The organism is Pseudomonas sp. RtIB026 (genome assembly GCF_016861355.2).
GTDB lineage: Bacteria > Pseudomonadota > Gammaproteobacteria > Pseudomonadales > Pseudomonadaceae > Aquipseudomonas > Aquipseudomonas peradeniyensis.
The window spans coordinates 4,375,091-4,393,234 of record NZ_AP023348.2; the positions used below are offsets into that span (position 1 = coordinate 4,375,091).

The window sequence follows — 18,144 nt, forward strand, 5'->3', positions numbered from 1 at the left end:
GCGGCACAAGGCCGCTCCTACAGGGGATCGCGTTCTGCTGTAGGAGCGGCCTTGTGCCGCGAAAGGCCTCAGCGCTGAACCGGTGTCGGCCGCTGGTGCTCAGCCCGGCGTTCCAGCACCTCGTACACCGACGGATACGCCGGCCGCTCCACGTAGCGCCCCGCGCCCGGCTCGGCACGCAGGTCGCCATCGGCCCAGAGCACCCTGCCCTGGCTGATGGTGTGGCTGGGGATGCCGCGCACGGTGCGGCCTTCGAAGATGTTGAAGTCGACCCGCTGGTGATGGGTCTGGGCGCTGATCGTGCGCGTGCCCTGCGGATCCCACAGCACCAGGTCGGCGTCGGCACCGACGCGGATGGCGCCCTTGCGCGGGAACAGGTTGAAGATCTTCGCGGTATTGGTGGAGGTCAGCGCGACGAACTCGTGGATCGACAGGCGCCCGCTGTTCACCCCGGCATCCCACAGCACCGCCATGCGGTCCTCGATACCTGCAGTGCCGTTGGGAATGCGGCTGAAATCGTCGCGGCCCATGGCCTTCTGCTCGGCGCAGAAGCAGCAGTGGTCGGTGGCCGTGGTGTGCAGGTTGCCCGACTGCAGGCCCCCCCACAGTGCGTCCTGGTGCTCGCGCGGGCGGAACGGCGGGCTCATCACGTAGCCGGCGGCGGTGGCCCAGTCCGGGTCGCGGTAGACGCTGTCGTCCAGCAGCAGGTGGCCCGGCAGCACCTCGCCGTACACCGGCTGGCCCTTGGCCCGGGCATAGGTGATCTCGTCCAGCGCCTCGCGGCTGGAGACATGCACCAGGTACAGCGGCGTGCCGAGGGTCTCGGCGATGCGAATGGCGCGGCTGGCGGCCTCGCCCTCCACCTGCGACGGGCGCGACAGCGGATGCGCCTCGGGCCCGGTCAGGCCCTGGGCCAGCAGTTTCTTCTGCAGGTGATAGACCAGCTCGCCGTTCTCGGCGTGCACCGTCGGCACCGCGCCCAGTTGCAGGCAGCGTTCGAAGCTGGCCACCAGGGTGTCGTCGGCGGCCATGATCGCGTTCTTGTAGGCCATGAAGTGCTTGAAGCTGTTCACCCCATGCTTGGCCACCAGCTCGCCCATCTCCTCGGCCACCTGCTCGCTCCACCAGGTGATGGCGACGTGGAAGCCGTAGTCGCTGGCGCTCTTCTGCGCCCAGCCGCGCCAGGTGTGAAACGCCTCGAGCAGCGATTGCTGCGGGTTGGGGATGACGAAGTCGATGATCGAGGTGGTGCCCCCGGCCAAGCCTGCGGCGGTGCCGCTGAAGAAGTCCTCGCTGGCCACCGTGCCCATGAACGGCAGTTGCATGTGGGTATGCGGATCGATGCCACCGGGCATCAGGTACTGGCCAGAACCGTCGAGGACTTCGCAATCGGTGGGGGTTTCGAGGTGGCTGCCGATGGCGCGGATCAGGCCATCGACACACAGGACATCTGCACGGTAGCTCTCTTCATGGGTAACCACGGTGGCGCCACGGATCAACAGGGACATGCCGTTTTCCTCGCAGGCTGACCGGTCTTCTGGCCGGTTCTTGGAATTGTTTCGGGCCGGGCGCTGGAGGCGATTCGTTCAATCCTGTCAGGCCTGACAAGAATCGAGGCTAGTATCTGATCGGATATTGATCAAGAAAAAATATATGCAAATATCTTATTTTGTATCTTATTGATTATTAACAATAATTTATCAAAATCACCAAAATGTGACACCCCTTCACCATTTTGACGCACTTGACAGGAAGCCAAATTGGTCAAGATTTCCTATGCAAAATCAGCTGTTTGTTTCCTGGCTGGATGGCGCAGGCCGCGCCGGTGGTTTCCCAGGTTGCACCCGTTTGAACCACGCGGGTGATGGACCGGCCAGACAGACGGCGTACCAGGGTGCCCACCCCGCCCTCGTCGTCGCGCTGAAGAATGCCTTTGCAAGACAGTGAGTTACCTCCGGTTGGCGGCGGCCGTCGGGAAGGCGCGGGCTTTCCCGGCACGTTTGTTGAAAACGCAGGCCACAACCGCCTGGCCGGGCCGCAGGTGCAGTACTGGTGGTGTGTGTACTCCGGCCATCGCGTCAGCCCGATGAGCGACAACTACAAGAAAAAAGACCTGGAGAACCCCATGCAACAGAGCAGATCGCAAGTGGTCGAGCAGCATGGCCTGTTCGAGCTCGACGCCGGCAGCGACGTCCTCGACAGCCCCCGCTACAACCACGACATCGCCCCGACCAAGGTGCACCAGCGCACCTGGAACAAGTGGCACATCACCGCGCTGTGGGTGGGCATGTCCATCTGCGTGCCCACCTACACCCTCGGCGGCGTGCTCACCGCCTACTTCGGCCTGAGCGTGGGCGAGGCGCTGCTGGCGATCCTGCTGGCCAACCTCATCGTGCTGATTCCGCTGACCCTCAACGCCTTCCCCGGCACCAAGTACGGCATCCCGTTCCCGGTGCTGCTGCGCGCCTCGTTCGGCGTCTTCGGCTCCAACGTACCGTGCCTGATCCGCGCCGTGGTGGCCTGCGGCTGGTTCGGTATCCAGACGATGTTCGGCGGGCTGGCCATCCACCTGTTCCTCGGTTCGCTGTTCCCCGAGTGGAAGGCCCTGGGCGGCACCGGTGAGGTGATCGGCTTCATGCTGTTCTGGTCACTGAACCTGTGGGTGGTGCTGCGCGGCGCCGAATCGATCAAGTGGCTGGAGACGCTGTCGGCGCCGCTGCTGGTGGCGGTGGGTGTCGGCCTGCTGTTCTGGGCGCTGCCGCACATGTCGATGAGCGAGCTGCTGGCGCAGCCACCCAAGCGCCCCGAGGGCGCCAGCGTGGTCGGCTACTTCTGCGCCGGGCTTACCGCCATGGTCGGCTTCTGGGCCACGCTGTCACTGAACATCCCCGATTTCAGCCGTTACGCGAAAAGCCAGAAGGACCAGATCCTCGGGCAGATCTTCGGCCTGCCCCTGACCATGTTCCTGTTCGCTTCGCTGGGCGTGATCATGACTGCCGCATCCGCCTCGCTGGTAGGCAAGACAGTGTCCGACCCGGTGAGCCTGATCGGCCATATCCAGAGCCCCGGCTGGGTGGCCCTGGCCATGGCGCTGATCATCATCGCTACGCTGTCGACCAACACCGCGGCCAACATCGTCTCGCCCACCAACGACTTCCAGAATATCGCCCCGCGCCTGATCGGGCGCAGCCGCGCGGTGTGGCTGACTGGTTTCATCGGCCTGGCGCTGATGGGCCACGAGCTGCTCAAGAAGCTCGGCTGGATCGTCTCCGACCTGAGCCTTGAAAGCGTGTATTCCAACTGGCTGCTGGGCTACTCCAGCCTGCTCGGGCCGATCGCCGGGATCATGGTGGTGGACTACTTCCTGGTGCGGCGCCAACAGCTGGACCTGGCCGGGCTGTACCGCGACGACGTGTACCCGGCCTGGAACTGGGCCGGGTTCGTCGCCTTCGGCGTGCCGGTGGCGCTGACCGTGATGGCCATCGGCAACAGCAGTTTCAGCTGGTTCTACGACTATGGCTGGTTCACCGGCTCGCTGCTCGGCGGCGGGCTCTACTACGCACTCGGCGGCCTCGCGGTGCGCGGGCCGGCGCGGCTGGCCAAGCCGTTGCCGTGATGTTCCCTGTGGGAGCGGCTTCAGCCGCGAAGCAAGCGACGCGGTGGATGGCACCGGCTTGGCCGGTGTTCGCGGCTAAAGCCGCTCCCACAGGCCCCTGCAAAATCGATAAGTGATGTGCAGCGCCATGAGAGCCGACTTGCCGGCGAACAGGGCCGAAGAATAAAACAACCTGAGGAGGCACCCATGACCACTCCCGCCAAGGAAGTCCTGCAGTCCACCGAACAGCATGTCAGCAGCGCCCGCCTGTGGCAGTCACTGATGGACCTCGCCCGCCTCGGCGCCACGGCCAAGGGCGGCGTCTGCCGCCTGGCGCTGACCGACCTCGACCGCCAGGCCCGCGACCTGTTCGTGCAGTGGTGCGAGGCGGCCGGCTGCACGGTGAGCATCGACGCGGTCGGCAACATATTCGCCCGCCGCCCAGGCCGCAATCCCAAGCTGCCACCGGTGATGACCGGCAGCCATATCGACACCCAGCCCACCGGTGGCAAGTTCGACGGTTGCTTCGGCGTGATGGCCGGGCTGGAGGTGATCCGCACCCTCAATGACCTGGGCGTGGAGACCGAGGCACCGCTGGAGGTGGTGGTGTGGACCAACGAGGAAGGCTCGCGCTTCGCCCCGTGCATGATGGGCTCGGGGGTGTTCGCCAGCAAGTTCACCCTCGAACAGACCCTGGCCAAGCGCGACGCCCAGGGCGTGAGCGTCGGCGAGGCACTGAACGCCATCGGCTACGCCGGCAGCCGCGTCGTGACCGGCCACCCGGTGGGCGCCTACTTCGAGGCGCACATCGAACAGGGCCCGATCCTCGAGGACCAGCGCAAGACCATCGGCGTGGTGCTCGGCGCCCTCGGCCAGAAGTGGTTCGACCTGACCCTGCGCGGTGTCGAGGCCCACGCCGGCCCCACCCCCATGCACCTGCGCAAGGACGCCTTGGTCGGCGCCGCCGCCGTGGTCGAGGCAGTCAACCGCACCGCCCTCGCCCACCAACCCCATGCCTGCGGTACGGTCGGCTGCCTGCAGGCCTATCCCGGCTCACGCAACGTGATCCCCGGCGAAGTGCGCATGACTCTGGATTTCCGTCACCTCGAAGGCCAGCAACTGGACGCGATGATCGCCGAGGTGCGCCAAGTGATCGAGGCCACCACCGCGAAACACGGGCTGAGCTACGAGCTGGTGCCCACCGCCGACTTCCCCGCCTTGTACTTCGACAAGGGCTGTGTCGAGGCGGTGCGCAACTCTGCGCGCAACCTGGGCCTGGCGCACATGGACATCGTCAGCGGCGCCGGGCACGACGCGATCTTCCTCGCCGAGCTGGGCCCGGCCGGGATGATCTTCGTGCCCTGCGAGGGCGGCATCAGCCACAACGAAATCGAGAACGCCGCCCCCGAGGACCTCGCGGCCGGTTGCGCGGTGCTGCTGCGGGCGATGCTGGCGGCATCGGAGGCGATTGCCAGCGGGCGGTTGGCGGCCTAGCCTGACGATGGTGATTCGGCCCTCGGGCCGAATCAACCTTGTTCGTCCAGCACCTGCATGAACGCTGCAACCGATTTTCCCCAGGTCAGCTCCTGTGCGAGAAGCTCCGCGATCTCCCTTGCACGGACAAAGGCCGATGCACGATGGCACATCACGTTGTTGATCGATTCTCGCCAGGCTTGCGCATCCTGGTCCGGCTGGTCAAGTACCTCGACGACGCACAGGTTTGCCAGATCATTTGGCAATCGCTCCAGCAGAACCCTTGCCAGACCGCTGCGCTTGCTGACCAGCACGGGAATACCAGCGGCAATCGCTTCAAGACCGACCAGGCCGAAACCTTCGCTCCTGGAAGGCATGAGCAGCAGCGACGCCTGCCGCAGGTCCTCGGTCAGACGTCCGATCGTGGCGGTATATTCTCGGGTACGAACACGCAAGTCAGAGCGCACGGCCCAATCCTTGAGCCGATCGCACAATGCATCGCCCTGGCCCTCACCGGCCCCACGCACGATGAGCATCGGTGGATCCTTGACCAGCGCCAGTGCTCGTGCGGCGATATCCAGGCCTTTGAGCTCGGCGTCCTCGGTGCGACCCAGCACCAGGCAGCGTGGCTGTGGTGGGTGACCGGCCTTGGTTGGCAGGTTATTGATCATCCCGGGAATCATCTGATGCACTGGCGGGGCGTCATCATACGGGTACAAGGACATGTTGATTTCCTCGGTCAGCAGCGGACCTACGGCCACCACCAACTGAGCGGTTCGGGCCATCTCGATTTGCAGACGCTCCTTTTGCTCTGCCCTCGCAGAGGCCGAAACACCATCCTGCTGTGCCTTGTACCATTCGATATCCCCAGGCGCTGTGTGGATGAAGTGCACACGTCGGGCAGCCGGAAAAAAATCGGCGCATTGGATTCTCGCGGCACCACCTGTGATGTGGTCGTGCCCGATCACGATATTTGGAGCGAAACCGTCGGGCATTTCGGTACGCAAGCCCAACCGCTCGATGTCCTTCATATGCGGCTCGTGCCGGGCATGCACCAGGGATACCCCATGGTCCGCGGCATGACGGCGCTCCTCCTCGTCGCTGCCGGGGACCAGACATGCCACCCGATGCCCGGCCTGTGCCATTGCCACACAGAGCTCGCGGTTAAAGGTCGATAACCCGCCATGGCGGGAGAACCACTCGGACGCGATTGCCAGGATGCTTTTCAAGTGTCCGGCGGCAGGGGCGGTGCCACCGGGCTGTACACAGTCCAGAGCCTGATCGAGCCCGGAAGGCGACGTTTGTCCGAGCAAGCAAGAAGGCAGATGGGGAAAATAGTAGCGAACCTGATTACGCGACGATTGCATTTGCCAGGTGAGAAGGAGTTGCTCGCGAAGAGCTACGACATCAGTCGCCTTTACCTCCTCGCCAAGATGAATAGCGAGCGAGGATCGGGCGCTTGGCAGATCACCGTTCTGCAACGCAACGAGTGACTGCAGCCAACTGATCACATTGTTTTCTTTCGCCTCAATGCGACCTGCAAAGCGCTGCAGAACCTGAAGCGCCAGAGCAGGAGCTCCGGCGCTCAGATGCGCGAATACCAACCGTGCGACTAGACTCACCGTAAAGACGCCCTGTTCAATCGCAGCGGCTACCACCTTAACAACCTCAGCCCAGTTCCTGTCGAGCTCATGCGCCAAGGCAGTACCCAAGACGAGGTTTGTCTGTTCTGCTTGGCTCTGGCAGTACAGCGCCAGGTAAATCTTTAGTTGTTCTCCGTCGCCAGCAGCGTAGGCCTGATACAGGAGCTGCGTCAAAATCTTGTAGCGGTTGTACTTACCGTCTTGAATACGGGCAAGCCCCTCCTCAAGGATTGCATTGGCCTCAGGCCTTTTCCCAGCACGCGCGAGTATTTCACCAGCTAACTGGTACAACGAGGACAAACTAAATTTAGGCTCGATCCTTCCGATCCCTTCGCGCAGCAAGGCCACTGCTTCTGGCCATTGACCTATACGGTCGAGCATTTCACCAGCTGACTGGTACAACGAGAACAGATTCTGGTTAGGCTTGCTCCTGCCGATGCCTTTACGCATGAATGCCACTGCCCGCTCTGGACCTTCAAACCTGTCCAACACATTCGCGATCACCAGGCAGACCTGCGCCAGACCAGCGAACTCAGCCTGATCAGCAAAAAGCTCGTCCACGATGAGACCAATGTTCTTCGATCCGTGCAGCTCGCCCTCCAGCTGTACCCGTAGACTCCAAGCCTCGCTGGAAGCATGAGGTCCAGCCCCCAGTCTCGCATGTCGCAGTGCCAGCTCCAGATCACTTCCCTGCCTGCGCCTGCTCAGCAACTTTGCAAGGTAGAAATGTAATCCCTTGCCGCCCTCCTGGTCTGACAACAGGGCCAACAGCACACTGATACGCTCATCCATTTCCCTGGGGTTTGCAGGGACGGGCGTCATCCAACCCATGGTCGTCCGGATGTGCCCTTCGAACTTTAGCGTGATTTCCTTGAGCGGTTCGCCATGCCCACCTTGCAGATAGTGATAGCGTGCCTCGACAAATGCGCCGCCAAGCTTCTCCACCTGCCCGACAATCTGCTTGCCCGTGAAATGACGGCCAAAGTACTCACCGGCCATGCGATGGGCTTGTCGTCGAAAGGTATCCTCCAGACCCGCCAAGGTGGTGTCACGCAGGACGGGGTGCATGATGTAGCGATCACGGCGCAGTTCGATCATGAAATGCGCCACGAGGCTCTCAGCCAGCGTCATCAGGTCATCGCCATGATCGAGCAACCCACGCATCGCGTGCAGCGTGGCGGGTTGGCGAAACACCGAAAGGCGTTTGAGAAAGTGCTCGACGTTCAGGGCCAACCCTTGCCGCGCCCGGCTCAGCATCAACTCTTCAAAAGCCCGGATGAAAGTCGGGGATACCACGCGTTCGCACGCTTCCCAGTCCTGCTTGGCCAGACCTACCAGACCATCGAGCGGCTCATAGCGCAGACGGTTTGCCAATAACTTTATCGCGCGTGGGTATCCCCCCAACCAGAGCATCAGCTCATACTTGCGCTCAGCGCAGATGACCTCATTGACATTTTCCTCATGCAGAAACCCATCAAACAACTGGACCGCTTCTTCAGGCGGCAACCCCTGAACCGTGCGCCTTTCAAAACGCTCGTTCCAACGCTGGAGCTCCACCGACCTGCTACTGAGCAGCAAGATGCGACCGGCACAGGGCATGCTGGTAACTTGCGTGAAAAACTGCATGAGCTCGCCGCAGGGGCGACCATCGTCCGCGAGCGTGTTCTGAAACTCATCGAGAATCAGCAGCACTGGTTCCTTGAGCAGACTCTTGAGGGTAGCGGTATCGGCCTTCTGGGCCAGACGCTCGTCACCTCGTTCGCTGAACTTTTCCGCCAGCATCAAACGCAAGTCGTCCATCGCTCCGAGTCCGGCCGATGGGCACTCATCGATGAAAACCACTGGCAACCCATGGTCTTGCGCACTGCTCATCAACGCTTCGGCGATTCTGCTCTTGCCGACCCCTGGGAAGCCCTCCAGCAGACACACCGTCGGGCCGCCACTCAACCATGAGGTCTGAAGCCAATGGATTAAGTTTTGATGCTGGCTACCAAGGATCGGGGACATAGGACTCGGAACTGGATGGACATCGAATGCAGGGCAAGGCTGCTAGCGTGAGGGTGGCAGAATATTACTGCATAAATAGGATCCTTTCATGCCTGGCGTAAGGTGCCATCATACTTGCGATACTCGCTTTTGATGCATCTGTGCCAGGTGTTGGTGAAACGCCCTTGCGCGCTCTGCCGTGCATGCACGCTATACTCGCGCCCTTCCAAACCGGCCTGGAACTCTGTCATGCAGCAAGTCCTGCTCATCGTCGATGTGCAATCCACCTTCAGCCCCTCCGAGAAACTGGTGGATGGCATCCGCGTGCTGTCGGCGCACATCCCCACCATCGCCTCGATCGAGCTGCACGACGAGCAGGTGACCCCGTTCCAGCGCCAGCTCGGCTGGCACCCGGCTGCTGAAGATGTGGCCCTGGTCGAGGCGGACAAGGTGTTCGTCAAGCATGGCTACGGCCAGACCACCGAGACCCTCGACTACATCAAGCGCCTCGGCGTCGAGCGGGTGCTGGTCTGCGGGTTGCAAACCGAAACCTGCGTGCTGGCCGCCGGCTTCGCCCTGTTCGATGCGGGCCTGACGCCAACGCTGGTTACCGACCTGACCATGGGCTCTTCGCTGGACCGCTCCGGGCAGCTGGGCATCGACCTGTGGAAACACCACTTCGGCCACGTCACTACCGCCGCCGAGGTGCTGTCCGGGCTGCGCGACCCACGAGGCAACCCATGAGCGCCAAGCGCGTATTGATCGTCGAGGACGACGCCGATAGTGCAAGCATTCTGGAAGCCTACCTGAAGCGCGATGGCTTCGAGGTGGACATCGCCGAGGACGGCGCCCGCGGGCTGGCCCTGTTCCGCCAGCGCACGCCAGCGATCGTGCTGCTGGACATGATGCTGCCAAAAATGTCAGGGCCGGAGCTGCTGACCGAGATCCGCCGCGGCGCCGACACCCCGGTGATCATGGTCACCGCCATCGGCGACGAGCCGGACAAGATCGGCGCCCTGCGCTACGGCGCCGACGACTACGTGGTCAAGCCCTGCAACCCCAAGGAAGTGGTGGCCCGGGTACACGCGGTGCTGCGCCGCTACGGCGCATCGGCCGACAGTCGCCAGCGCCTGGAATGCCTGGGCGTCTGGGTCGATGCCGAGCGTTTCGTGGCCGGGGTGCGGGCCAGCGATGGCGAGGAGCAGGTGCTCGACCTGACCCGCTCGGAACTGCTCCTGCTCGCCGCGCTGCTGCGCACTCCGAGCAAGGCCTTCAGCCGCGAGGAACTGCTCGAATTGTGCATGCCCGAGAGCGATGCGCTGGTACGTATCATCGACACCCACGTGCTCAACCTGCGGCGCAAGCTCGCAGCCCTGGGCGTCAGCGGCGCGCTGGTGACCGTGCGCTCCGTGGGCTATCGGTTCCGCTGACCGCCATGAGCAAACGTCCGCTGTGGCTGTGGGTCGGCCTGAGAATGACCCTGCTCGCCGTTGGCGCGGTGATCACCATCACCGTGTGCATGTACCTGTACTTCTGGATCAGCGACTACCTGGTGCTGCAGTCGATGCGGCCCGAGGACCGCGCCGCGCTGCTGGCCGGCCTGGCCGATGTGCCGCGCAACGAGTCCCGGCTGTGGCAGTTGCTGCAGACCTACTACGACATCCACGACTTTCTCCCCGGCCCCGGCAACAGCATCGACTGGCTGGTGCTGTACGGCTTTGTCATCGTAGTCATCCCGTTCACCCTGATGGTCGGCCTGTACCTGTCCAGGCCGCTGTCCCGGCAGTTCCGCCAGATCGCCGTAGGGGCACGGCGGGTGGCCGAGGGCGACCTCAGCGTGCGGGTCAGCCAGCACCCGCGCCAGCCCAAGGAAATGCAGCGCCTGTGCACCGACTTCAACAAGCTGGTCGAGCGCCTGGCGCTGTACGAAAGCGAAGTGGCCGAGTCGAGCTCCAACCTGGCCCATGAACTGCGCACCCCACTCAATGCCGCGCTGGGCCGGGTACAGGGGATGCTCGACGAGGTGTTCCCGCTGTGCCCCGAGCAACTGCGCCTGGTGCAGAACCAGCTGTACAACCTCAATACCCTGGTGGGCGACCTGCACCTGCTGTCCCTGGCCCATGCCGGGCAGCTGCCCCTGCACATCAGCCTGTTCTCCCCGGCCAGGCTGGTCGAGGAGCGCCTGGCCTGGTTCGCGCCGCAGTTCGAGGCAGCCGGAATGCAATTGCACACGGCGCTGGCCGATGACGTGGTGATCGAGGCCGACCCGGCGCGGGTTGGCCAGCTGATCAACATCCTGATCGAGAATGCCCTGAAATATGCCTCCGACGGCCGCGAGCTCAGCGTCGCCGTGTGCCAGGCCAAAGGCTGCGTGCTGCTGGAGTTTCTTGATCGTGGGCAAGCGGTCGAGCAAAAGGACCTGGGCAACATGTTCGTGCGCTTCTGGCGCGCCGAACAGTCACGGGCACGGGTCAGCGGTGGTGGTGGCCTGGGCCTGTCGATCGCCCAGGCGATCTGCGAGGCCCATGGCGGCCGCATTTCGGCGCAGCGCCGGGCCGAGGGCGGGCTGGCGCTGCAGGTGACATTGCCCCTGGTCACCACAGCTTGAAGGCTTCACACGTTGCCCTGTAGGAGCGGCCTTGTGCCGCGAAAGGGGCGCGTAGCGGCCCCAGGATCTCTACATCATGCAAAATCGCCGGGGCTGCTACGCGCAGCCCTTTCGCGGCACAAGGCCGCTCCTACAGGGGAACACAAGCGCGGCTCCTGCCCTGATCGAGCTTCAGGGACACTGGCAGGTGGTTGGGCCGAACACCGGCCCGGCACATGGATCCTTACCTGGACCAAACACCGGGCACGACGCCTGGGCCGTGGCGACGAGCCCCCACGATAGCAGCACAGCCAACATGGCTTTCTTCACGGATAACCTCCTGGTCAATGATTGATTCTTCCTTGCGCCCTCAGGCGATCAGGGCTCGCACACGCAGGTCGTGGGGCCCAGCACCGGACCTGCGCACGGATCCTCCCCTGGCCCCAGTACCGCGCAGTCGGCCTGTGCCGTCAGCGAGAACATCCACAGCAGCATCGCGGCTGCCAGCCATTTTCCATTCATGATGACCTCCCTGGTCGAAACATCGATTGCGCCGATACGCTCGAACGTCGGGCATGCAACAGAAAAGACCATCCCCGCAAATGCGCCAATAGACCAATGTCTAGTGCGGCAAAACCGCACCCAATCACCAACGCAGCAGCCGAGGCCCTGCCAACGCCCCGACGACGGTCGGCAGCAACATCCCCAGCAGGTACCACAGCCCCCAGAACGGCACCGTCATTTCCGGGCAGTGCAGGCAGTACACGAGGGTCGCGGTGGATCCGGCGAGCAACCCGCCGGCGGCGCCTGCCTGGCGCAGCCGGGTCGGCGCCAGGCCGCGCAGGGCCCAGAACACGGCGGCGAATACGGGTGCCGAGAGCAGGGCGATGTTCAACGCGCAGGTGCGCCAGGTGCGGCCGAAGATCAGGTCGGCGCGGGCCTCCACCGGCGCGCCGGCCAGGCTGACGGCTGCCCCCAGCCACACCAGCAGCAGCGGCAGGCCGAGCAATCCCCACAGCGCGCCGCCGCGCACACCTGGCCTGGCCAGGCGCTGGGTCAGCCACAGGGCCAGCAGGCCCAGGCTGGTGGGCAAGGCCAGCTTGGCCCAGAACAACGGCGTGCGCGCCACCTCGGCCAGATCGCTGCGCACGCCGTAGATGGCCACGGTCATCAACAATGCGCCCAGCATGCCGGCCAGCAGCGCCAGCAGCAGGCGGCGCGCCAGCACGTGACGATCCACCGGCTCTGCGGCGGTCGCCAAAAGGCTGATCAACTCATCGGTCTTCATGGTCGTCTTTACCTCGAATCAACCTTCCCAGGGCCTTGAGCCCCCGGTGTATGCCCACCTTCACCGCCGAACTGGACAGCCCGGTGATACGCGCGGTTTCCTCCACCGACAGCCCTTCCAGCTTGACGTGGACGATGGGCAGGCGCTGGCGGTCGGGCAACTGCCCGAGCAGCTTGTTCAGGTCCCGGCTGGCCTGGGCCGGCTCTTCTTCGCCACAGGCGAACAACTCGCTGTCATCCTCCAGCGGCTCGTGGCGCGCCTCGCGCCGGGCCTGGCCGCGCCAGTGGTCGGCCAGCTTGTAGCGGGCGATCGCCTGCACCCAGGCGGTCAACGGTTGCTGCGCCTGGTAGGTGTGGCGGGCATTGTGCACCGCCAGCAGCACCTCCTGCAGCAAGTCTTCGACCTCGGCCGGTCGTTGCGCCAGGCGCCGACGCAAAAAACCACGCAAGTGCACCGCCAGCGCCGCGAGGAATTCGCGATAGGCCCCGGCGTCACCGGCCAGACCAAGCAACAGCAGGGCCTGCAGCTGTGATTCGCGTGCACTGAGCACATCCTGTGGGTTAGTTCGTTGCATCGGCCGCCGGGGTTACACCGTCTGTGGGTTTCTTTTTTATCCAACCATCGCCGCAACGCCCTGCGCAAGCACCGACGCCGCTTCCTTACCTTAGGTGGGCGGCGCAGGTGGCGAAAAATATTTTGCAAGCGCTGTAACCGCCTCGCCTATCGCCGCGAACTACTCCATGAGCCGCCGGTACATCGCCACGGCCCCATCTTCTGGAGACGACACCATGAAAACCCTCGCCCTCGCCACCGCCGCCCTCGCCCTTGCCTCGCTGGCAGGCGCAGCCCTGGCCGACGACACCACCAAGGCGGCCACCATGGAGAAATGCTACGGCGTGGCCATGGCCGGCAAGAACGACTGCAAGGCCGGCGCCGGCACCACCTGCGCCGGCAGCGCGAAAAAAGACTACGACGGCATGCAGTGGAAAAACGTGCCGACGGGTACCTGCACCTCGATCAAGACCCCCAACGGCATGGGTTCGCTGACCCCGATCAAATCCTGAGCACAGGCCATCGACCATGAACGGAAATACGCCGATGGGCGCAGGGCTCGGCCTCAAGGCCGAGCACTATGACCAGGCCTGGGCCTGCCACGCCGAAGGGTTGTGGTTCGAAGTCCATCCGGAAAACTACATGGTCGGCGGCCCTCGCCTGGCCTGGCTGGCGCGGATGGCCGAGCGCCATCCGCTGTCGCTGCACGGCGTGGCACTGTCACTGGCGGCGGATGCCGAACCTGACGCCACGCACCTGCGGCGCCTGCGTACCCTGATCGACCAGGTACACCCGGCCCTGGTGTCGGAACACCTGGCCTGGTCGACCTGGCGCGGCCAGTATCATCCGGACCTGCTGCCCTTCCCCCGCAGCGACGAGGCCCTGGCCCGCATTGCCGACAACATCCAGCGCACCCAGGACGCTTTGGGGTGCCGCATCTCCATCGAGAACCCCAGCCACTACCTGCACCTGCAGGGCCATGACCTGGATGAGATCGACTTCCTCGCCGAGCTGGTGCGACGCACCGGCTGCGGCCTGTTGCTGGACGTCAACAATGTGTACGTCAGTGCCTACAATCTCGGCTTCGATGCCGCCAACTACCTCGCCCGCTTCCCTGCCCAGGCCATCACCGAGATCCACCTGGCCGGACACCGTCACGACGCCCAGGGCGCACTGCTGGTCGATTCCCACGACGCCGCCATCGCCGCGCCGGTGTGGTCGCTGTACCAGCAGTTGATCGCCCGCATCGGTCCGCGTCCGACCCTGATTGAACGCGACGGCAACATCCCCGCGTTTGACGAACTGCTCGCCGAACGCGCCCTCGCCCAGGCCACCCTCGACCTGGCAGGAGCCTTGCCATGAACCTGCGCCTCGGACAGTTCCAGAATGCCTTCATCGACGCCGTCTATCAGCGCCCCGCGCCTGAGCTGGTGGCACTGACAGCACAGCCCGCGTTCACGGTGTACCGCAACACGGTGCTGGCCGGTTGCGTCGAGGCCCTGCGCGCCAACTTTCCCAGCGTCGAAACCCTGGTCGGGCGCCAATGGATGCACGACGCCACCGCGGAATATGCCCGGCAATCGCCGCCCTGTGATGTGCGACTGATCCGCTATGGCGCGGCGTTTCCGGCATTTCTCGAGGCGTTGCAGCCCGTCCATGGGCTTTGCTACCTGGCGGACGTCGCACGGCTGGACTTCGCCTGGTGCGAAGCGTTCGGCGCCGACGACGAGCCCTGGCTGACATTGGCCGACCTGGCCGGCATGACCGCCTCGGACCTCGAACGCAGCCACTTGAGCCCGCGCTCCGGCGTACGCTGGCACTGGTTCGACCAGCATCCTGCCTACAGCCTCTGGCACCACAGCCGCGACGGCAGGGCCTGGCCCGAGGATCGGCCCTGGGTGGCCGAGGGCGCCCTGCTCAGCGGCGCCCGTGAAGGCGTCGTCCACCAGCCGTTGAGCCTGGGGGGATGCACCTTCCTCGATGCCTGTGCCGCCGGCTACACATTGGACAAGGCCTCACAGCTTGCCCTGCACGCCCAACCCGACCTGGACTTCAGTGACCTGCTTGGCGGGCTGCTGAATGCCCGGGCCTTGCGCCCGCTCGCCTTCACCTGAGGAAAACGCCATGGACATCAGCCACGCCAGCCCATCGCCCCACGGCCTGCGCCTTTACTGGAACCGCGCCGCCGCACAGCTGCAACGCTTGCTCGGCGACAGTGTCCTGTGCCTGGTCGCCCGCCTGGGCATCGCCTCGATCTTCTTTCTGTCCGGTCGGACCAAGGTCGAAGGCCTGCTGAGCATCACCCCCGGCACCTACGAGCTGTTCCAGAGCGAGTACGCCTTGCCACTGGTGTCACCCTGGCTGGCGGCGCACCTGGCGACTTACGCCGAGCACCTGTTCCCGCTGTTGCTGGTGCTCGGCCTGTTCACCCGACTGTCGGCCCTGGCCCTGCTGGGCATGACCCTGGTGATCGAGATCTTCGTCTACCCGGATGCCTGGCCCACCCACCTTTCCTGGGCCGGCCTGCTCCTGCTGCTGATCGCCCGGGGCGGCGGGGCACTGTCCCTGGACCGGGTGCTGCGGTTGCGCTAAAGAAAAAGGGTTGCCAGGCTAATGCCTGTGGGATTGCGCTTCATCGCACTTATTGGGGCTGCTTTGCAGCCCTTCGCGGGTAAACCCGCTCCCACAGGATCGCGCAAACGCTGAAGCGAGCGCTGTACTTGTGGGAGCGGGTTTACCCGCGAAGGGTCGCGCAGCGACCCAACGGTCTTAACTGACTGGCATTAGTCGCCAGGCGACCCATTTCACTCATTCGAGCGGCTCGGTTCAGAGCCCTGCCGCCCGCGCCCGCGCCGCGTGCAGTTTCTTGTAGCTTTCCACCAGGCGCAGGTGGCGGTCCAGCCCTTCGAGCTGCAGGTTGGTCGGCGTCAGCCCATGGAAGCGCACGCTGCCATCCACCGAGCCCAGCACCGCGTCCATCCGCTCATTGCCGAACATGCGCCGGAAGTTGTGCTCGTAGTCGGCCATCTCCAGCTCATCGTCCAGCACCACCTCCAGCACCACGTTCAGCGCCTGGTAGAACAGCCCGCGCTCGACGGTGTTGTCGTTGAACTGCAGGAACATCTCGACCAGCTCCTTGGCCTCCTCGAAGCGCTGCAGCACCAGGTGGATCAGCAGCTTCAACTCGAGGATGGTCAGCTGGCCCCACACCGTGTTGTCGTCGAACTCGACGCCGATCAGCGTGGTGATGGTGGTGTAGTCGTCCACCTCGGCATTGTCCAGGCGCTTGAGCAGCAGCTTCAGCGAACGGTTGTCCAGCTTGTGCAGGTTGAGGATGTCGGCCCGGAAACCCAGGGCGCGGTTGGTGTTGTCCCAGATCAGGTCCTCGACCGGGTAGATCTCCGAATAGCCCGGCACCAGAATGCGGCAGGCGGTGGCGCCGAGGTCGTCGTACACGGCCATGTACACTTCCTTGCCCAGGTCCTCGAGGATGCCGAACAGGGTCTGCGCCTCCTGCTGGTTGGAGTCCTCACCATGGCCCGAGAAGTCCCACTCGACGAACTCGAAGTCGGCCTTGGCGCCGAAGAAGCGCCACGACACCACGCCGCTGGAATCGATGAAGTGCTCGACGAAGTTGTTCGGCTCGGTCAGCGCCAGGCTGTCGAAGGTCGGTTGCGGCAGGTCGTTCAGGCCCTCGAAGCTGCGGCCCTGGAGCAGCTCGGTGAGGCTGCGTTCCAGCGCCACCTCGAAGCTCGGGTGAGCGCCGAACGAGGCGAACACGCCGCCGGTGCGCGGGTTCATCAGGGTCACGCACATCACCGGGAACTCACCGCCCAGCGACGCGTCCTTGACCAGCACCGGGAAGCCCTGCTCTTCCAGCCCCTGGATGCCGGCGAGGATGCCCGGGTACTTGGCCAGCACCGCCTGCGGCACGTCCGGCAGGCACAGCTCGCCTTCGAGGATCTCGCGCTTGACCGCCCGCTCGAAGATCTCCGACAGGCACTGCACCTGCGCCTCGGCCAGGGTGTTGCCGGCGCTCATACCGTTGCTCAGGTACAGGTTCTCGATCAGGTTGGACGGGAAGTACACCGTCTCGCCGTCCGACTGGCGCACGAACGGCAGCGAGCAGATGCCACGCTCCTTGTTGCCCGAGTTGGTGTCGTACAGGTGCGAACCGCGCAGCTCGCCGTCCGGGTTGAAGATCTCCAGGCAGTGCTCGTCGAGGATCTCGGCCGGCAGCGCGTCCTTGGGCCCTGGTTTGAACCACTGCTCGTTCGGGTAGTGCACGAACGCCGCGTTGGCGATGTCCTCGCCCCAGAACTGGTCGTTGTAGAAGAAGTTGCAGTTCAGCCGCTCGATGAACTCGCCCAGCGCCGAGGCCAGCGCCGCTTCCTTGGTGGCACCCTTGCCGTTGGTAAAGCACATCGGCGACTGCGCGTCGCGCACGTGCAGCGACCAGACGTTGGGCACGATGTTGCGCCACGAGGCGATCTCGATCTTCATCCCCAGGCCTGCGAGGATCGCCGACATGTTGGCGATGGTCTGCTCCAGCGGCAGGTCCTTGCCCGGGATGTAGGTGGTGCTGTCGGACACCGGCATCAACAGTGCCTGGGCATCGGCGTCGAGGTTGTCGACCTCCTCGATGATGAACTCGGGGCCGGTCTGCACCACCTTCTTCACGGTGCAGCGGTCGATGGAGCGCAGGATGCCCTGGCGGTCCTTCTCGGAGATGTCCTCGGGCAGCTCGACCTGGATCTTGAAGATCTGGTTGTAGCGGTTCTCGGGGTCGACGATGTTGTTCTGCGACAGGCGGATGTTCTCGGTCGGAATATCGCGGGTCTGGCAGTACAGCTTGACGAAGTACGCCGCGCACAGGGCCGACGACGCCAGGAAGTAGTCGAACGGCCCCGGGGCCGAGCCGTCGCCCTTGTAGCGGATCGGCTGGTCGGCGATCACCGTGAAGTCGTCGAACTTGGCTTCGAGACGAAGGTTGTCGAGAAAATTGACCTTGATTTCCATG

At 64.2% G+C, this 18,144-nt stretch carries 16 protein-coding genes; 9 read left to right on the forward strand and 7 right to left on the reverse strand.

Annotation, left to right across the window (positions count from 1 at the left end):
• Positions 1-68: 68 nt before the first annotated feature.
• A complete protein-coding gene (hydA, locus tag PRtIB026_RS19535; protein WP_267812733.1) occupies positions 69-1,508 on the reverse strand; it encodes a dihydropyrimidinase in 1,440 nt (479 codons plus the stop codon).
• 617 nt (positions 1,509-2,125) lie between these two features.
• Between hydA and PRtIB026_RS19540 the strand changes: the two genes are divergently transcribed.
• Together PRtIB026_RS19540 and PRtIB026_RS19545 are read left to right on the forward strand one after the other, a co-directional pair.
• Positions 2,126-3,616, forward strand: coding sequence for an NCS1 family nucleobase:cation symporter-1 (locus tag PRtIB026_RS19540; protein ID WP_203652151.1), 1,491 nt, complete (start codon positions 2,126-2,128; stop codon positions 3,614-3,616).
• A gap of 186 nt (positions 3,617-3,802) precedes the next feature.
• A complete protein-coding gene (locus PRtIB026_RS19545) occupies positions 3,803-5,089 on the forward strand; it encodes a Zn-dependent hydrolase (protein ID WP_203652149.1) in 1,287 nt (428 codons plus the stop codon).
• Between the two features lie 32 nt (positions 5,090-5,121).
• Here the strand turns inward: PRtIB026_RS19545 and PRtIB026_RS19550 are convergent, their stop codons facing one another.
• Positions 5,122-8,718 (reverse strand): glycosyltransferase, encoded by a 3,597-nt coding sequence (locus PRtIB026_RS19550; RefSeq protein ID WP_203652146.1) that lies wholly within the window; start codon positions 8,716-8,718, stop codon positions 5,122-5,124.
• A 228-nt stretch (positions 8,719-8,946) separates the two neighbouring features.
• Here PRtIB026_RS19550 and PRtIB026_RS19555 point away from each other — a divergent pair, with 228 nt between their 5' ends.
• From PRtIB026_RS19555 to PRtIB026_RS19565, 3 genes are read left to right on the forward strand one after another with little or no spacing between them, the layout of a single operon-like run.
• Positions 8,947-9,441, forward strand: a complete 495-nt coding sequence (locus PRtIB026_RS19555; protein WP_203652144.1) for a cysteine hydrolase family protein — start codon at positions 8,947-8,949, stop codon at positions 9,439-9,441.
• Entirely contained in the window at positions 9,438-10,127 is a 690-nt protein-coding gene (locus PRtIB026_RS19560) for a response regulator transcription factor (protein ID WP_203652142.1), read from the forward strand. Before PRtIB026_RS19555 ends, PRtIB026_RS19560 begins: the two co-directional genes overlap by 4 nt.
• Before the next feature lie 5 nt (positions 10,128-10,132).
• Entirely contained in the window at positions 10,133-11,305 is a 1,173-nt protein-coding gene (locus tag PRtIB026_RS19565) for an ATP-binding protein (RefSeq protein WP_244670982.1), read from the forward strand.
• 171 nt (positions 11,306-11,476) lie between these two features.
• On the opposite strand, the gene PRtIB026_RS19570 is transcribed toward PRtIB026_RS19565, so the two are convergent.
• The 4 genes from PRtIB026_RS19570 to PRtIB026_RS19585 all read right to left on the reverse strand — a co-directional run bounded on the left by PRtIB026_RS19570 (position 11,477) and on the right by PRtIB026_RS19585 (position 13,146).
• On the reverse strand, positions 11,477-11,614 hold the full coding sequence (locus PRtIB026_RS19570) for a PA0050 family protein (RefSeq protein ID WP_232857492.1): 138 nt from the start codon (positions 11,612-11,614) through the stop codon (positions 11,477-11,479).
• Positions 11,615-11,662: 48 nt separating this feature from the next.
• Entirely contained in the window at positions 11,663-11,806 is a 144-nt protein-coding gene (locus PRtIB026_RS19575) for a PA0050 family protein (protein ID WP_110738062.1), read from the reverse strand.
• Positions 11,807-11,930: 124 nt separating this feature from the next.
• Positions 11,931-12,572, reverse strand: coding sequence for a DUF1109 domain-containing protein (locus PRtIB026_RS19580; RefSeq protein WP_203652140.1), 642 nt, complete (start codon positions 12,570-12,572; stop codon positions 11,931-11,933).
• Positions 12,559-13,146 (reverse strand): sigma-70 family RNA polymerase sigma factor, encoded by a 588-nt coding sequence (locus PRtIB026_RS19585; RefSeq protein ID WP_110738064.1) that lies wholly within the window; start codon positions 13,144-13,146, stop codon positions 12,559-12,561. Before PRtIB026_RS19585 ends, PRtIB026_RS19580 begins: the two co-directional genes overlap by 14 nt.
• 214 nt (positions 13,147-13,360) lie before the next feature.
• Between PRtIB026_RS19585 and PRtIB026_RS19590 the strand changes: the two genes are divergently transcribed.
• Genes PRtIB026_RS19590 through PRtIB026_RS19605 form a run of 4 tightly spaced genes read left to right on the forward strand, consistent with a single transcriptional unit; the run spans position 13,361 to position 15,716 of the window.
• On the forward strand, positions 13,361-13,636 hold the full coding sequence (locus PRtIB026_RS19590; protein ID WP_203652138.1) for a DUF2282 domain-containing protein: 276 nt from the start codon (positions 13,361-13,363) through the stop codon (positions 13,634-13,636).
• Between the two features lie 16 nt (positions 13,637-13,652).
• The gene (locus PRtIB026_RS19595) at positions 13,653-14,486 is read left to right on the forward strand and encodes a DUF692 domain-containing protein (RefSeq protein ID WP_203652136.1); all 834 of its coding nucleotides are present in this window, start codon (positions 13,653-13,655) and stop codon (positions 14,484-14,486) included.
• Positions 14,483-15,238 carry a DNA-binding domain-containing protein gene (locus PRtIB026_RS19600; protein ID WP_267812738.1) on the forward strand — a complete coding sequence of 252 codons (756 nt, stop codon included), beginning with the start codon at positions 14,483-14,485 and terminating at the stop codon, positions 15,236-15,238. The genes PRtIB026_RS19595 and PRtIB026_RS19600 overlap by 4 nt, the downstream gene beginning before the upstream one ends.
• A gap of 10 nt (positions 15,239-15,248) precedes the next feature.
• The gene (locus PRtIB026_RS19605) at positions 15,249-15,716 is read left to right on the forward strand and encodes a DoxX family protein (protein WP_203652135.1); all 468 of its coding nucleotides are present in this window, start codon (positions 15,249-15,251) and stop codon (positions 15,714-15,716) included.
• 234 nt (positions 15,717-15,950) lie between these two features.
• Here PRtIB026_RS19605 and PRtIB026_RS19610 read toward each other — a convergent pair whose 3' ends face one another.
• A complete protein-coding gene (locus tag PRtIB026_RS19610) occupies positions 15,951-18,143 on the reverse strand; it encodes an OsmC domain/YcaO domain-containing protein (RefSeq protein WP_203652134.1) in 2,193 nt (730 codons plus the stop codon).
• Between the last annotated feature and the right edge of the window lies 1 nt (position 18,144).

Coding starts and splice junctions, on each gene's coding strand:
- hydA (WP_267812733.1), bottom strand. CDS start 1,508: ATGTCCCTGTTGATCCGTGGCGCCACCGTGGTTACCCATGAAGAGAGC.
- PRtIB026_RS19540 (WP_203652151.1), top strand. CDS start 2,126: ATGCAACAGAGCAGATCGCAAGTGGTCGAGCAGCATGGCCTGTTCGAG.
- PRtIB026_RS19545 (WP_203652149.1), top strand. CDS start 3,803: ATGACCACTCCCGCCAAGGAAGTCCTGCAGTCCACCGAACAGCATGTC.
- PRtIB026_RS19550 (WP_203652146.1), bottom strand. CDS start 8,718: ATGTCCCCGATCCTTGGTAGCCAGCATCAAAACTTAATCCATTGGCTT.
- PRtIB026_RS19555 (WP_203652144.1), top strand. CDS start 8,947: ATGCAGCAAGTCCTGCTCATCGTCGATGTGCAATCCACCTTCAGCCCC.
- PRtIB026_RS19560 (WP_203652142.1), top strand. CDS start 9,438: ATGAGCGCCAAGCGCGTATTGATCGTCGAGGACGACGCCGATAGTGCA.
- PRtIB026_RS19565 (WP_244670982.1), top strand. CDS start 10,133: ATGAGCAAACGTCCGCTGTGGCTGTGGGTCGGCCTGAGAATGACCCTG.
- PRtIB026_RS19575 (WP_110738062.1), bottom strand. CDS start 11,806: ATGAATGGAAAATGGCTGGCAGCCGCGATGCTGCTGTGGATGTTCTCG.
- PRtIB026_RS19580 (WP_203652140.1), bottom strand. CDS start 12,572: ATGAAGACCGATGAGTTGATCAGCCTTTTGGCGACCGCCGCAGAGCCG.
- PRtIB026_RS19585 (WP_110738064.1), bottom strand. CDS start 13,146: ATGCAACGAACTAACCCACAGGATGTGCTCAGTGCACGCGAATCACAG.
- PRtIB026_RS19590 (WP_203652138.1), top strand. CDS start 13,361: ATGAAAACCCTCGCCCTCGCCACCGCCGCCCTCGCCCTTGCCTCGCTG.
- PRtIB026_RS19595 (WP_203652136.1), top strand. CDS start 13,653: ATGAACGGAAATACGCCGATGGGCGCAGGGCTCGGCCTCAAGGCCGAG.
- PRtIB026_RS19600 (WP_267812738.1), top strand. CDS start 14,483: ATGAACCTGCGCCTCGGACAGTTCCAGAATGCCTTCATCGACGCCGTC.
- PRtIB026_RS19605 (WP_203652135.1), top strand. CDS start 15,249: ATGGACATCAGCCACGCCAGCCCATCGCCCCACGGCCTGCGCCTTTAC.
- PRtIB026_RS19610 (WP_203652134.1), bottom strand. CDS start 18,143: ATGGAAATCAAGGTCAATTTTCTCGACAACCTTCGTCTCGAAGCCAAG.